Raw genomic sequence first — 14,269 nt, 5'->3', positions numbered from 1 at the left:
ACAGGAAACAATGATGCTAACAATATACGGTAGTCCTAAATCCAGCGCAGGCCGCTGTTTCTGGTGCCTTGAAGAGGCTGGTGTGCAATACCAGGCTAAATCTATCGATTTCAGAGCCGGTGAGCATAAATCTGAAGCGTTTCTTAAGATCAATCCTAACGGTAAAGTACCGGCACTGACCGATGGCGACTTTACTATCTGGGAATCAGTGGCGATCAATAATTATATTGCCGATGCCTACAAGCCTGAACTGCTGGGCAATACAGCGCAGGAGCGTGGCCTGGTAAGCCAATGGTGCATCTGGTCTGTCGCAGACCTGCAGGTACCTATGATCAGTGCATTCATTCAGCTGGTGTTTGTTCCGGAGCCGCGCCGTGATGCTGAGGTGATCGCCAAGGCATTTGAAAAAATCCCGCCGATGCTGGACAGCCTTGAAGCGGAACTTGCCGGCAAAGAGTACCTGGTCGGCAACAGATTCACCCTGGCTGATCTGAACACGGAGTTCGTCGTCGGCATCTGCGATGACATCAAATTCGACCTTACTGCCTATAGCAATATCAACCAGTGGCGTGAGCGGATCGCTAAACGTGAAACGACTCAACGCTACAAGGCGTTGTGTAAATAACGTTCTGTGTCATTGAGAAAAGCCCGGCTAGAGCCGGGCTTTTTGTTAAATATCAGATAGCTATATGGATTAACTGACAATAATCATTAACAATATTTATTGTCATTTTCGGCACTAAAATTAACTCTGATTAAAACATAGCGGCAGCCTCTTCAAGGCAAAATAGTGTAACATGCACGTTGTTTACGCAGGCCTTACCAGCCAGTGCGACTGAGCAGACCACTAAGCCGGATGCCAGTGCTTCAGGCTTTTAGTGACCTGCTTGTTACCAAACCAGGATCTATTAATTTTACGGACATTATGAAAATCAGATTATTCATATTCGCTTTATGCATGCATAGCTCATGGGCTATGGCTGGCATTACCATTTTTAAAGATGCCAGCGGCAAAACCAACTGGCAGCACCTGGCAAACTGGAGCAGCGGCACCCTGATCATCATTTTATCGATCAGTGTCGTTTATATGTTTATCGCACGAAGCAAAGCCTATAAAGCAAATCTGGAATTAACGGCTATTCGTAAAGAGCTGGAGCAGCGCGTTCAGGAACGTACAGCAACACTGGACGAATCCAATAAGCTGCTAAAAGAAAGCAACAGCCTGCTGGAGTCGGAAGTCTCGCAGCACGTCATTACCTCTGACCAGCTGCGCTTATCTGAATCCTATATCAAGGATATTCTTACCTCGATGCCACTGATACTGGTTGGCTTGAACAAAGAGGGCCGGGTGACGCAATGGAACAAGCAGGCAGAAGACGTGTCTGGCATCCCTTCAGAGCGCGCCCTGGGGAAAACATTGTGGGAAGCATACCCAACCATGACTGTCGTTCCCGAGCACATTCAGCAGGCGATCGAACAGAATAAAACCATACATCTCAAGCAGAGTATGCGTAGTCTGTCACATTTCGACATTACGATTTACCCGCTGCAAGGTGAAGAAACCGGCGTAGTGATTCTGGTTGACGATGTCAGCAAGCAGACAACCGCTGAGAATTTGCTGATCCATAACGACAAGATGTCATTTATGGGTGAACTGGCATCAACCATGGCGCACGACATTAATGTTCCGCTGCAAGCGATCTTGATGGACCTGAAGCGCTTTAAGAATATTCTGGCAGATAGCAATCAGCAGGGCGCTGATAACTCAGCCCAGACCCAGTTGCTGGATGTAATATTCAAAGATATGTCGAATAAGGGTGATCAGGTTTCAAAGATCATCAACAACCTGCTGACTTTCTCCCGCAGCCGTCATAAAGAGAAGCAGATGGCCGACATTGTCGATGTCATGGAGCATACCGTACACCTGGGTAAAGAGGTGATCTCTGTCGCTGATGGTTTGTCATTCAACCAGGTGAAGCTGGAATGGCACGTCGAGAAGAACCTGCCGCAGGTACCATGCTACATCACGGAGTTGCAGCAGGTTTTCCTGAGCCTGTTCCGCCATGCCTGCGTGGCACTGCAGCAGCGCTCAGCCGATGAGAGTTTCGAACCGACAATAAAGATCATCCTGTCTGAGGGCTACGACAGCTTCTGGGTCAAAATTCAGCATAACGGCGTCGGCCTGACGAATGATGAGCAGATGAACCTGTTTGAGCCTTACTTCAGCAACAATCAGGAGGCTGAGGATTTCGACGCCGGGCAGCATCTGTCTTTCTCCTATTACATTATTACCGAGCAGCATCAGGGCCATATGGCTGTAACATCCGATCCGGAGCTTGGTTCAACATTCCATATGCAGCTGCCTATCCCGCAATAGCTGATCAGCAACAGCCGCCGGTGGCAATCGCCACCGGCTCATTGAGCAGACCTGCAGCATCTCTCTATCGTCGCGATACAAATACCCTCCCGATCGACAACTCAAGTTGACCAGATACTGATTATTGATTAGCGTTGGACTTTTCTTTTCACGCTATAAACCAGAGTAAACAACTCTATTTAAAGGCTTTTTAGCCCCCGGAGCCCGTATGGAATCGAATCAGTTACGCGGCATTTTATGCATGGTGGGTGCCATGCTGCTGATATCCGTGCAGGAAGCGTTCGCAAAATACCTGGGACAGATGTTACCTGTAGCAGAGGTAGTTTGGGCACGCTATCTGGGTCATCTGCTATTAATGACGCTATTACTCTGGCCAAAGAACGGCGTGGAGCTGCTGAAGACCAATAAACCGGTTATGCAAATAGGCCGCTCGCTGATCCTGCTGATTGATACGGTGCTGTTCTTTTTTGGACTGACGATGCTTGGCCTCGCCGAAGCCACGGCAATTTTCTTTACGGTGCCATTGCTGGTGTTGTTATTGTCGATCCCGTTGCTGGGTGAACGGGTAAGCGCATCGTCAATTGCGGCAATTATCGTCGGCTTCATTGGCACCCTGATTATCGTTCGACCAGGCATCGATGGTCTGGGCTCGTCGGATCAGGGCTTAGGTGCGTTGCTCATATTTGGCGCGGCGTGCTGTACCGCTATTTACAATGTCTCCACGCGAAAACTGTCAGACAGTGACCCAATCCCCGTTACTTTGTTCTATACCGCAATGGTCGGCGCCGTGGTGACCAGCTTTTTTGTACCTTTCATCTGGCAGACTCCCGGCAGTCCCGAAGTATGGGCTGCGCTTATCTCTATCGGACTGTTTGGCGGTATGGCGCATAGCCTGATCATCATTGCTCATAAATATGCGGCCGCCACAACAGTCGCACCCTTTATGTACTCACAGATATTCTGGGCATTGGCTTTTGGTTGGTTAATGTTTGGAGATCTACCCGACCTCTATGCATATCTGGGGGGAGTAATAGTTATCGGCAGCGGATTGTTCCTGTTTTACCGTGATCGGGCAAGAGTGCGTGCCGCGAGCCAACACTTAGCTAAAAAGCCTGTTTCAGTGACTGATGCTGATGAAGCTGCCAGGCCTGACTCGCTGTAGTGAGCCAACCCCTTACACCTCTGGCTATCAGACAAACCGGAGGGGAGGGTGGCGTGTCCATGCTAGCCTGCTATATCTATCTGGCAACTCCAATAATTGACTGCCAGTCCTCATGACGAAAAAGAATGACCTACACTGAATTCATATAAAAGGTTTTCTGTGTAAGAGCAGGGCGTTGAGTAACGCTACTCTTAAGGGGTAATCATGAAAAACAAAATCAAAAACAAAGTAATATCCTATTTCTTATACGCTTTTTTTGCATTATTCATTGTACTCATGATCATTTCGGCTAGTAATCAAACAGTCGCTTAAGGCGGCTAGCTCAGATATAGACAGTTACGATAGCCGGCAAAACCAGATACCTGGGAAGCCTCAATAGAGTCATGATGGCCTTAATAAAGGTAGCTTACTGCACAGACCGTGCGTTTCCCCCTATTACCAGGCTTTAATGCCTTGATACACGTTATGCGACAGCCTTAAAGAGCATAATTTCTGTTGGGACCTGCTTATGCAACCTATTCACGAACTCCTCAGCCGTATCCGCTGGGATCCGGCATTTGGGCAAGGCACGTTTGAAATCGCTTACGACGATCATCTGCAGTCCCGTTGGGTGCGTACTGCCTTAAGCGAGATAGACTATGAGGGTGGAAGCAGTTTTATGTTTGAAGCATTGAACCAGGAGGGAGAGTCAATCTCAGTGCCCCTGCATCGGATTCGGGCCGTGTATAAGAATGGCCGCTTAATCTGGTTAAGAAATGTCGACCCTCTCTCTCAATAGTTTGCTCCAGGTACCTAGCACCCGATAAGTTGGCCACGGTTAATATTCCCCTTCGGTAGTTAGTTCTGGTTAGCATTATCCCTGGTGTGAAGGTGTACGATGGCTAAAGGGGCTGTGTTCGATCTAGTTGTTGATCCTAAGAGCACTTGACGGCCAAAATCGGTCACTTGGAGGAGGGACCGACTGAGATCCACAGGCTACAACTTCCAATATAGATATAGCTAATAGAAGTAATATTCAGTCATTAAAACGGTCTAATACTGAAACGGCGGAATCAACCGACAGTGTGTAGTGCCCAATTAGATGGAGCTTGAAGTTGACCGATTACAACCCTTTTACAATTCGGACTGAATGTTACGCTGGCTATCGCGGCGAGCAGGAGCCGTTACGGTTTTTCGTGGGCGATCGAGAGGTGGCTGTCCTGGAGATAATGGACCGCTGGCTGGCCCAGACCCATCGTTATTTTAAGGTGCGCGGTAACGATAACTGTACATATATCCTTCGCTACGACTGTGACAAGGACTGCTGGGAATTAACCCTCTTCAGCAGCCTGAGGCACTGACACGTTAACTGCGGCTGACTGAGAGGCGCTCGGATTTTCAATGACAAAACAGCCACAACGATACGATGCGATTACCCGGATGACAGCAGGGCTGTACGGTGCGATCGTTTCTCTGGCAGAAGAGGGTGTTTAGTCCCTAATTAACCGGGGGGCCAGTGCATAGCTCGGCCTCCGAGCAGGTGGAGGTGGATATGAAACACATCCTGCCCTCCCTGACTGTTGCAGTTCCATACCAGACGGTAGCCATTATCGGCAATCCCCATCTCTTTCGCCAGTTTCGTCGCAGTCAGCGCCATGTGAGAGATCAATTGGCCGTGATCCTCATTCAGGTCGTTCAGTGTGGCAATATGCTGCCGTGGAATGATCAGCACATGAGTAGGCGCTTGAGGGTTGATATCGCGGAAAGCGACCAGTTTTTCGTCTTCGTGCACGCTATCCGATGGGATGTCGCCGGTAATGATCTTGCAGAATAGGCAGTCCATAGGTTTCTCACTTGATAGGTTTCTCACTCGATAGGTTTTTCGCTTCAGGGTGGGAATGTTGGCTTATGGTCTATAGTTTAGGCGCTGATATCGGAGGGCTAACCATGACCACAGCCTATATCACCCACGATGATTGTCTGCTGCACAAAATGGGGCCCTGCCATCCGGAATGCCCGGAGCGTCTGGTAGCCATCAATAAGGGATTGACCGCTACCGGGCTCGGTGATCGGCTCTGGAAACTGACCGCAGCACCCATTACGGCGCAACAGTTGGAAACCGTACATCCGCGAGATCACATTGACTGGCTTGATAGCCTACAGCCGGTACAGGGGTTAGCTTATGCCGACCCCGATACGGCACTCAACTGCAGCTCATTGCATGCGGCTCACCTGGCTGCCGGTGCCGTCACCCTGGCGACGGAGGTTGTACTCAGGGGCGAGGCGACCAATGCCTTTTGTGCCGTACGGCCACCGGGTCACCATGCGGAACAGGCAATCGCCATGGGATTCTGCATTTACAACAACGTGGCGCTGGGTGTGGAACAGGCGTTATCCCACGGCGAAGTTGAACGCGTTGCCGTACTGGACTTCGATGTCCACCATGGCAACGGCACAGTAGATATTTTCCAGAATCGCCCTGAGATACTGGTCTGCTCCAGTTTTCAACATCCATTCTACCCCTACCGGTACTACGACATTCAGCGCCCCAATATAGTCAACACACCCTTGCCGGCGGGCACCACCGGTGCCGCCTTCCGACAGGCCGTCGAGCGGGACTGGCTACCGGCATTAAGGCAGCACCAACCTCAGATGATATTTGTCTCCGCCGGTTTCGACGCCCACAAAGATGACCCGCTGGGACAGCTTCTGCTGGAAGAGAGCGACTACCGCTGGGTCACCGACCTGATCGTCGATGCCGCGCAGCGCACAGCCGGTCAACGGGTTGTGTCGACATTGGAGGGGGGCTATAACTTGCCGGCGCTGTCCCGTAGCGTCAATGCCCATCTGGAAGGGCTTCTTAGCGCTCAATAATCGCCTGGGGAAAGCCTAATTAAGTTGCTTCGCCTTGAGCTGTTTCAGAATTCAGACGGGTACGTATAACCGTTTTTTTTGATGGTGAAGCTATCTCCTGACCCACTATGTCTGCGCACTCCAATTCCTATAAGTATCGCTGGCCTCCAGGGCCACAAAGCTGTGGCAGATTTTATCAGGGCGGTAATCTTTATCTGATCCGGGCTTGTTTCTTGTTTCCTGTACCCGTTGCATTTCTGTCTGATCTCCCGGGTTTTCGGCTGCTAATTGTTCATGCGCTTAAGCCCTGATGAATTCAGCAACACTATACCGCTACTTTTTAGATTTCCATTGGCTAATATCTATTAGCCGGGACTCAATTTAATTTGGGGTGAACTGATGTTTGAATTACCTAAACTACAGCTTAAGGACAAGGTTTCCAAAGACGAATGGCAACTGCGGGTTGATTTAGCGGCTTGTTATCGCTTAGTCGAGCATATGGGGTGGGGCGATCTGATTTACACTCATATATCAGCTCGATTGCCGGGCGCCGATGATTATCTGGTCAATGCCTTTGGTCTTGGCTTTGATGAAATCACCGCATCTAACCTGGTTAAAGTCGACTTACAGGGCAACATCCTGGATGACACGCCATTCGAAATAAACCCTGCCGGGTTTACCATTCACAGTGCAATTCATGAGGTCAGAAATGATGCCCACTGTGTTATCCACCTTCATACCGATGAGACTATTGCCGTTGCAACATTAAAACAGGGGCTATTGCCACTGAGCCAGTATTCAATGTTTTCGTTATCATCATTGTCTTATCACGGCTATGAAGGGCTGGCTGTTAATGCCGATGAAAAGAAGCGGCTGCAAGACGATCTGGGCAACACCAATCATATGCTGCTGGTTAATCACGGGGGCTTAACGATCGGAGCCTGTGTTGGTGATGCCTTTATGCGAATGTATGACTTGCAGCGGGCTTGTCAGATCCAGTTATTGATTCAGGCGACCGGGCAGAGCGCAATTGAGGTGCCACAGTCGATCATTGATCAAATTAGTAATCACGCCCAAGTGGTTCATAGTGGCAGCAGCGGTGGTCAGATATCCTGGCCCGCGATGCTGCGCAAGGCCTATAAGCTCGATCCTTCTTTTATCGAATAAGGCTAATTGGGAGTTGCTATGAAAGTTAATCGTATCGAAATTTTTGATATTCACTGCCCTGAGCGACCAGCCTGGACCCCGGTTTTTGTTCGCATCCATACCGATCAGGGAATTAGTGGTGTCGGTGAGGCGGGGCTTGCTTATGATCTGGGCCATAGCGCCGCGGCCAGCATGCTTAAAGAAATGGCCGATGCGTTTTTAGTCGGCCATGATCCGTTTCAAACCGAGTTGTTATGGTCTCGAATGTTACGGGAAAGTTTCTGGGGGCTAGGCGGCGGCCCGGTGGTTTATGCGGCCATGAGCGCCATTGATACCGCCCTGTGGGATATCAAGGGCAAGGCATTAGGCTTGCCTGTCTATCAACTTTTAGGTGGTAAGGTTAACGACAAATTACGCACTTATGCCTCACAATTACAATTTGACTGGGACAGTGAATTTAAGGCTCTGAGTGAGCCTGAAGATTATGCCAAAGCGGCATTAAAAGCGATTGATCAAGGCTATGACGCGGTCAAGGTTGACCCGATTATGTACGATAAGAATGGCAATACGTACTATGACCGAACCAAAATCATTTCCCGCAGTGAAATGAAACTCTATCGGGCCCGGATGGCGGCGATCCGTGATGCGGTGGGCGATGAAGTTGATATCATATTTGAGTGCCACAGCTTACCGGGGGCGACGACAGCAATTCAGCTTGGCGAAATCGCCGAGGAATTCGATTGTATGTATTTCGAAGAGCCGGTTAATTATTTAAATCATTCGCTTCATGCCAAGGTGGCCGGGAAGGTTAGGGTACCAATAGCCGGGGGCGAGCGGCTATATAACCGCTGGGGGGTGCGACCTTATCTGGAAGATCAGAGTGTCGATGTTTTACAGCCGGATATCGGGCTTTGTGGCGGTTTTACCGAAACCAAAAAGGTCTGTGATTATGCAGACATTTTCGATGTTCGCATTCAGGCTCATGTTTGCGGTGGTCCGGTGGCAACTGCAGCGTCATTGCATCTGGAAACCGCGATACCTAATTTTTTAATTCATGAACATCACACCTATGCGATAAAAACATGGAATCGTGAGCTCTGTATCGAAGATCCACAACCGGTTAATGGCTTTTTTGAGGTTTCCGAGCGACCGGGAATTGGCATCGAGCTAAATGATGAAGTGGTGATGCGCTCAGCCAGAGTAGAAATAAAATAACTTTGCCCGGATCTTTCGTGAAAGGAAGCGTTCCCAGTCCCCGTCAGGTCTACAGCACTATTTTCAGCGCCTTTATGAAATATTCGGGCTTATTGCAAAGCGATATATTTTATTGGCATTGTCAAAGCTAAGCGCCGACCAGAGGTTGCTGTCGAGTTCCAGTTGACGATAGTTTTGCCATAAATCGGCATAAGAGCAACTCAGCAGACACAGTGGAAAATTACTGGCAAGCATTACCCGGCCAGGGCCAAAATATTGCACTGCTGTAGCGATGACCTTGTCGAGCCAACTCTTCTTATATTGGCGGTCATTCATCTCCCAGCCTGAACATTTCAGATAAATATTGGGATAGGGCGCGAGCAGTTCAAGCGCACTTTGCCATTGCGTAAAGTCTTGCTCACTAACCAGTCCGGCATGATTAATAACGATAGTTAAATTGGGCAGGGACCTGGCATAGCTGGCGAGTTGCCTGCTGGCTTTTAGGTTACTTAGTTCAAATTGCGCTTCAAATATTAGCCCCTGGCTGGCTAATCGGGCCAAATTATCAGCTACAGGCCCGGCAAATAACAACTGCGTGTCGGCGCCCTCGGTAATATGCCGTATTCCACTAAACCTGGCCGCTGCCTGCAGTTGTTCGAGGCTGTGATTAAATTGTGACGTTGCTGAGCTGATATCGGCAAAAGCAATGGCGCAATAGGGCATCCCTCTTGTTTCCCGAGCAATTTCCCGGGCCAGAAAGTCGAGCTCCAGCACAGGCTCCCGGTTATTAAACCCCGCCTCGATATGAGTAACCCCGGCCAGCTGTAACTGGTTACCGGGATTCAGATCACTCATAGAAAAGTTTCGCTGTAGCTTTGCCTTGTCCGCCCAATATGGAGGAGCTTGATCTTTAAGCCAGTGATATTGGCCCTGCTGTAAGTTGAATAAATGAATATGCGGGTCGATGATCCTGTTATTCATCGTGCGGTATAACCACCGTCTATCAGTTGCAAGCTGCCGGTAATAAATTGTGCCTGCTCACTGACAAGGAAAGCGACCAGATTGGCAACTTCTTCCGGCTGACCAATTCGCCCCAGCGGTTGTAATGCCGCTTCTTCCTTATGAACTGTCGTTTTATCGGCACCGCTCTTATCACAATAGTTATTGATTGCCCGATGATAAAGCGGTGTGTCTATGGTACCGGGACACACCGCGTTGACCCGTATGTTATAGGCGGCATAGTCCAGCGCTGTGGTTTTTGCTATCGAGGCGAGCGCCGCTTTTGAGAGATTATAGGCAAATGAATTAGGTTTACCGACCAGCGCCTGATCCGACGATATTAGAATAATCACACCAGCGGCCTGTTTTTTCATTTGGCTGAGGCTGCTTTTTATTGCAGCGTAAGCGCCTTTAACATTGAGTGAAAAAATCATATCTAATTCAGCTTCACTGGTCTGTTCGATATTTGCCGAAAGATGAACACCAGCGTTTGAGACTAAGACATCAATGCGCCCGGCAACCTCAATAACTGAATTTATCGCCCGTTCAACCTCAAACACCTTGCTGACATCACAATAGATGTAATCGCCAATATCGGAAGGTGAAATATCAAGATTAAAGACCCGATAATGCTCACCTAGCAGTCTTTTCGTAATGGCAAGGCCGATGCCGGAAGAGCCACCAGTAACTATCGCAATTTTATTCATAAATAAAAACATAGCCTAAGCCAATGGAATAACAAACGCCTGGTATGTCAGAGGCCGACAGTCTCTTGTGATAACAGGGGGCTTAAGAAGTAAGTCGGCAAACAAACCTCACCGTAACTGAGGCAGTCTTTTAAATTGAACCTCAAAATACAGGTGCGTTCAAATTGGAAATGTTAATTGTTGTAGTGGCAGCTTTCTTTATCGTCATTCCAGCAGTAACCAGCAAGTAGGGGGGGAATAACAGGGTGATGCACAAGATCAGAAATTACTCATCTGAACAGGCCTGGGTGATTTTCTGCAGGCTGTTGATGATGCGGTAATGGATAGCTCCAATGCACACCAGAATCAGATGATGCAGATGCTCCGCAATCCGCAGATGGCACAAGGGCTTGCTCGGGTAGCGTTTGATATGTTCATCAGCAAACATAAGTAATAATTATAAATCAGATCTTTAGCCTTGATTTGTAATAAATTACTTCGCATAACAGTGGGGGCTCAAGACTCCCTGAAAGCCATCATTTAAAACGATTGGCAATCTATCTGTCAGCACGATCAGAAGGCACTTCGGTTCAGAGTAAGCTATTTAAGCGGTTAGTCACGCAGTAAAATTTATTGCTTAGAAGCAGCTGTAAGTCTCTGTGATCGCACTGTACGGCTACCACCATGAGGCTTTAATCACACGGTAAAATCAGCTGGCTGAGCAGCTACCAGTATGATCAACATTCCATGACCAGCATAACAAATGCCGATAATGCTATTTATCGGCATCTGCTCAATAACAGCTCTCATGCCTTCCTAAGCAGCGAAAACTCGTTTCAACCTGATGCTAGATTCTCTAGCAAAATTCATCATGGCGGACAGTCAGATCGGCCAGACGCAGATTTCAGACCATCTACCATCAGATATTCTTCCAGAACATTTTGTATGACACAGGCGTACAGAAGCCAACTGAACACCAATGCTATGCGTAACTATTGCCAGGAACCACCGAAGCACATTCTCAGTTACATTTCGTAGAGCGATACTTTGCCCACGAATTTAAGATCACCGAAGCTCTCCGCACGATACAAAACATGACATAGCTAAATGAAGACAACTAAATGAATCGTCCATGCATATCAGAATAACCATTACACAGTATGATGAAATTACATTCATCCATAAGGCTTTCAGATGTTTCTCAATAGCTGCCTGGCAAGCTCATCTCTAGTAAGGGATGAACCAGCAGTAACCAGACTGTATCAATCTATAGATTACTTACAAATCTCAAATCTTCATTGCTGTCCGCACAATGCTGAAGACAACATATCAGCATGCTTAAGAAGATCGTTAGTTAAGAACCATAACAGTGAAACCTGAACAGCATACTGGCCAATGAAATCAATCTCGCATGTGCGCCAGCGTTTGAAGTTTTTGACTCTGTGAACTTCATATTAGAACAGCAGAAAGGAAACTGTAGCTAACAGCGTCAGATTTCACAGAGCGACTGATTACCCACAAAACAAAAATCTTCGACACTCTCCGCACTACGACGCTTAACCATCACAAAGTTCACTTAAGTTGAGAATTCCAAGTAAGGGCAGTTTTTACAAAAACGACTACAGCCTAGCTATGATGACGAATTCTGTTTTCTCATCATTTTTGAACTAGTTCAAGTTCAACTGACAATTCACACAACTGGAACCCACACAAATAGGCACCTTTACACCATTAATAATTATCCTATTTAACATAATATAGATTATGCGAAGTTGTAAGTTTAGTTATAACGGGCTTGATAGAGACAGTGATTGCCTACCAACTTAGATGAAATAAGTTCTTACACTTAGGGATTTAAGCCTGCTCTGGTGTAAATCGAGCATATAGATGCTGAACATAATGCACCTCTTCGCCACAGACCTTTACTAGCTGAATCGGAGCCGGGGTAACTGGGAGTTTGTAAGATTAATGCTGGCTGCATTGAAGATGCGAACGATCGATCTTCTTCATCGAACAATAAATCAGGCGCACCAGAATTGATTTGGCTGCCTGAAAATTCAAACTTGATATGCAAAGTCGCGACGCTTGAAACGATATTACCAAGTCGCAAAATGATGATTTTTATGACCGCTTTACAGGCGAATGAATGCACAAGAAAATGAAACAGCTTGTTTGAATATGAGCAGATACATCCTGGGGAAATGATGTATTAGCACCCTCGCCCGAGGCTAAGATGCACCACTATAAATGCAATAGTATTTAATCAGGAGTTATTTCAGGAGATTAAAACAGGCTCTGGTGCGGCCTCATAACTGCACACAAGAAATGGAGAAACAGAGACTAATTCGCGGGTTTGATAAGATTGCACGACCAGCGTCTGCGCACCACAGACATCCTCCATTTTGGCAAGCACCTGGTACGGCACGCCTTTACAGAGAAGCCTGGAGTCATTCTGATAGAAATCAGAATCGAGGAAAATTTCATCGCCAACAAGGATTTCACGCCACAGAAAATCGGCTTCGAGTATAAGCTCCGATTGATCTTGTTGTGTATTCATATTCAGTTCCGTCGCTATGCGCTCATATACAGTTTAGCGCAGCCTCTCAGGCAGAGAGATTACGCCTGAACAATATTATGACGTATGGCGAGATGCACAAGCTCTGAGTTGTTACCAATACTCATTTTGCGCAGGATATTGGCTCGATGAGCGTGGACAGTTTTTGGACTGAGAAACATCTTTTCAGCAATTTGCGCCACCGGCTGACCCTGAGCCAGACAGGAAAATATCTGAAACTCACGCTTCGTCAGCTTGCTGAAGGGTGAGCGCTCTTCCCCATCGCCAGGTGATATCATCTCTTTTATGCTGTCGGCAAAATACTTACGCCCCTGAGAGACCTCATAGACCGCTTTAAGCAACTCATCCGGTGCGCAGCGCTTGGTCAGGTAGCCACAAGCTCCGGCTTGCACTACGTGAGCAGGAAATGGCTCGCTTTCCATGACGGTCAACACTAACACCCGCGCATCAGCGTCTTTGGCAAGAATCTTACGGATAGCCTCCAGGCCGCCATAAGATTGCAGGCCTTCATCACCAGCGTCATCCGCCGGCATAGAAAGATCCATAATGACGACATCCGGCTGGGTGGAAAAGTATTTATCGACAGCCTCCTGGCCACTACTAGCTTCGGCAATAATGTCGATTCGCTTATCGTTATCGAGCAATCGCTGAAAACCCGCCCGAACAACCGGGTGATCATCAACCAGCAAAACTTTTATAGTATCGGTCATATATTCTGCTCTACTTCCCTGAAAATACCGCCTCGATGATAATCGCATTTCAGCAGCAGTGCCACGCAAACCCGACTAATGTACGAGAATGCAACCCTCCTGGGCCTTCTAATAAGCAATTAAAGGCTAGCTGTCATCAATCAGACTGTCTGCGCCCCGGTACACACCGTAGGTTTCTACATCCAGCGCAACGGCTGGCGAAACATCAAGAGTTTGTACCACGGCCGGCATTGCAACCAGCTCATCACTATACCCAATAAGCTGTATACCCTCTTTTTTGCAATGCAACAGCACCTTTTCAAGCGCCCGGATAACCGTAGTCTGCCGAGTACTTAAAGCGCTATCACTAGGTTGATCATCTTCAGGCCTCTTGCTGGTAACCTGGCGAATAGCATAGCCCTGTTCATCAACCAACTGCAGCGTCACACCAACCAACTTTTCTTTAATCAACACAATCTTTGCAAGACTAAAGACCGCCTCGTCGGTACAGCAGATTGCACCATCCTTATCACACCCTTTGATCCCTTCCAGAATCTCTTCGTATGGTGCGCCTTTATCTAGATAAGTATCCATAGTCTTTAGTTACAA

Annotated in this window: 14 protein-coding genes; 7 read left to right on the top strand and 7 right to left on the bottom strand. The window is 47.9% G+C overall.

The window, feature by feature from the left end:
- Positions 1–10 precede the first annotated feature (10 nt).
- From ACQUQM_RS07020 to ACQUQM_RS07005, 4 genes are all read left to right on the top strand, one after another.
- The gene (locus tag ACQUQM_RS07020) at positions 11–625 is read left to right on the top strand and encodes a glutathione S-transferase family protein (RefSeq protein ID WP_432473770.1); all 615 of its coding nucleotides are present in this window, start codon (positions 11–13) and stop codon (positions 623–625) included.
- Between the two features lie 300 nt (positions 626–925).
- Positions 926–2,377 (top strand): two-component system sensor histidine kinase NtrB, encoded by a 1,452-nt coding sequence (locus tag ACQUQM_RS07015; RefSeq protein ID WP_432473769.1) that lies wholly within the window; start codon positions 926–928, stop codon positions 2,375–2,377.
- A gap of 208 nt (positions 2,378–2,585) precedes the next feature.
- On the top strand, positions 2,586–3,539 hold the full coding sequence (locus ACQUQM_RS07010) for a DMT family transporter (RefSeq protein WP_432473768.1): 954 nt from the start codon (positions 2,586–2,588) through the stop codon (positions 3,537–3,539).
- 508 nt (positions 3,540–4,047) lie between these two features.
- Positions 4,048–4,317 (top strand): DUF504 domain-containing protein, encoded by a 270-nt coding sequence (locus ACQUQM_RS07005; RefSeq protein ID WP_432473767.1) that lies wholly within the window; start codon positions 4,048–4,050, stop codon positions 4,315–4,317.
- Between the two features lie 702 nt (positions 4,318–5,019).
- On the opposite strand, the gene ACQUQM_RS07000 is transcribed toward ACQUQM_RS07005, so the two are convergent.
- On the bottom strand, positions 5,020–5,361 hold the full coding sequence (locus ACQUQM_RS07000; RefSeq protein ID WP_432473766.1) for a histidine triad nucleotide-binding protein: 342 nt from the start codon (positions 5,359–5,361) through the stop codon (positions 5,020–5,022).
- A 104-nt stretch (positions 5,362–5,465) separates the two neighbouring features.
- Here ACQUQM_RS07000 and ACQUQM_RS06995 point away from each other — a divergent pair, with 104 nt between their 5' ends.
- The 3 genes from ACQUQM_RS06995 to ACQUQM_RS06985 all read left to right on the top strand — a co-directional run bounded on the left by ACQUQM_RS06995 (position 5,466) and on the right by ACQUQM_RS06985 (position 8,732).
- A complete protein-coding gene (locus tag ACQUQM_RS06995) occupies positions 5,466–6,392 on the top strand; it encodes a histone deacetylase family protein (RefSeq protein WP_432473765.1) in 927 nt (308 codons plus the stop codon).
- Between the two features lie 378 nt (positions 6,393–6,770).
- The gene (locus ACQUQM_RS06990) at positions 6,771–7,538 is read left to right on the top strand and encodes a class II aldolase/adducin family protein (protein ID WP_432473764.1); all 768 of its coding nucleotides are present in this window, start codon (positions 6,771–6,773) and stop codon (positions 7,536–7,538) included.
- Positions 7,539–7,556: 18 nt separating this feature from the next.
- Positions 7,557–8,732, top strand: coding sequence for a mandelate racemase/muconate lactonizing enzyme family protein (locus ACQUQM_RS06985; RefSeq protein ID WP_432473763.1), 1,176 nt, complete (start codon positions 7,557–7,559; stop codon positions 8,730–8,732).
- 72 nt (positions 8,733–8,804) lie between these two features.
- Here the strand turns inward: ACQUQM_RS06985 and ACQUQM_RS06980 are convergent, their stop codons facing one another.
- The 6 genes from ACQUQM_RS06980 to ACQUQM_RS06955 form a co-directional block, all read right to left on the bottom strand.
- Positions 8,805–9,692: an amidohydrolase family protein gene (locus ACQUQM_RS06980; protein ID WP_432473762.1), complete on the bottom strand. Its 888-nt coding sequence runs from the start codon at positions 9,690–9,692 to the stop codon at positions 8,805–8,807.
- Entirely contained in the window at positions 9,689–10,417 is a 729-nt protein-coding gene (locus ACQUQM_RS06975) for an SDR family NAD(P)-dependent oxidoreductase (protein WP_432473761.1), read from the bottom strand. Before ACQUQM_RS06975 ends, ACQUQM_RS06980 begins: the two co-directional genes overlap by 4 nt.
- A gap of 265 nt (positions 10,418–10,682) precedes the next feature.
- On the bottom strand, positions 10,683–10,844 hold the full coding sequence (locus ACQUQM_RS06970) for a hypothetical protein (protein ID WP_432473760.1): 162 nt from the start codon (positions 10,842–10,844) through the stop codon (positions 10,683–10,685).
- Between the two features lie 1,827 nt (positions 10,845–12,671).
- Positions 12,672–12,953 (bottom strand): hypothetical protein, encoded by a 282-nt coding sequence (locus ACQUQM_RS06965; protein ID WP_432473759.1) that lies wholly within the window; start codon positions 12,951–12,953, stop codon positions 12,672–12,674.
- 59 nt (positions 12,954–13,012) lie between these two features.
- Positions 13,013–13,681, bottom strand: coding sequence for a response regulator (locus tag ACQUQM_RS06960; protein ID WP_432473758.1), 669 nt, complete (start codon positions 13,679–13,681; stop codon positions 13,013–13,015).
- A gap of 126 nt (positions 13,682–13,807) precedes the next feature.
- The gene (locus ACQUQM_RS06955; RefSeq protein ID WP_432473757.1) at positions 13,808–14,254 is read right to left on the bottom strand and encodes a response regulator; all 447 of its coding nucleotides are present in this window, start codon (positions 14,252–14,254) and stop codon (positions 13,808–13,810) included.
- Between the last annotated feature and the right edge of the window lie 15 nt (positions 14,255–14,269).

Source organism: Amphritea sp. HPY (assembly GCF_050870985.1).
Taxonomy (GTDB): Bacteria; Pseudomonadota; Gammaproteobacteria; order Pseudomonadales; family Balneatricaceae; genus Amphritea.
The sequence above is the reverse complement of the archived record's forward strand: the minus strand, read 5'-3'. Positions and strand labels throughout refer to the sequence as shown.

Coding starts and splice junctions, on each gene's coding strand:
- ACQUQM_RS06985 (WP_432473763.1), top strand. CDS start 7,557: ATGAAAGTTAATCGTATCGAAATTTTTGATATTCACTGCCCTGAGCGA.
- ACQUQM_RS06955 (WP_432473757.1), bottom strand. CDS start 14,254: ATGGATACTTATCTAGATAAAGGCGCACCATACGAAGAGATTCTGGAA.
- ACQUQM_RS07010 (WP_432473768.1), top strand. CDS start 2,586: ATGGAATCGAATCAGTTACGCGGCATTTTATGCATGGTGGGTGCCATG.
- ACQUQM_RS07000 (WP_432473766.1), bottom strand. CDS start 5,361: ATGGACTGCCTATTCTGCAAGATCATTACCGGCGACATCCCATCGGAT.
- ACQUQM_RS06960 (WP_432473758.1), bottom strand. CDS start 13,681: ATGACCGATACTATAAAAGTTTTGCTGGTTGATGATCACCCGGTTGTT.
- ACQUQM_RS07005 (WP_432473767.1), top strand. CDS start 4,048: ATGCAACCTATTCACGAACTCCTCAGCCGTATCCGCTGGGATCCGGCA.
- ACQUQM_RS06990 (WP_432473764.1), top strand. CDS start 6,771: ATGTTTGAATTACCTAAACTACAGCTTAAGGACAAGGTTTCCAAAGAC.
- ACQUQM_RS06995 (WP_432473765.1), top strand. CDS start 5,466: ATGACCACAGCCTATATCACCCACGATGATTGTCTGCTGCACAAAATG.
- ACQUQM_RS06965 (WP_432473759.1), bottom strand. CDS start 12,953: ATGAATACACAACAAGATCAATCGGAGCTTATACTCGAAGCCGATTTT.
- ACQUQM_RS06975 (WP_432473761.1), bottom strand. CDS start 10,417: ATGAATAAAATTGCGATAGTTACTGGTGGCTCTTCCGGCATCGGCCTT.
- ACQUQM_RS06970 (WP_432473760.1), bottom strand. CDS start 10,844: ATGTTTGCTGATGAACATATCAAACGCTACCCGAGCAAGCCCTTGTGC.
- ACQUQM_RS07015 (WP_432473769.1), top strand. CDS start 926: ATGAAAATCAGATTATTCATATTCGCTTTATGCATGCATAGCTCATGG.
- ACQUQM_RS07020 (WP_432473770.1), top strand. CDS start 11: ATGATGCTAACAATATACGGTAGTCCTAAATCCAGCGCAGGCCGCTGT.
- ACQUQM_RS06980 (WP_432473762.1), bottom strand. CDS start 9,692: ATGAATAACAGGATCATCGACCCGCATATTCATTTATTCAACTTACAG.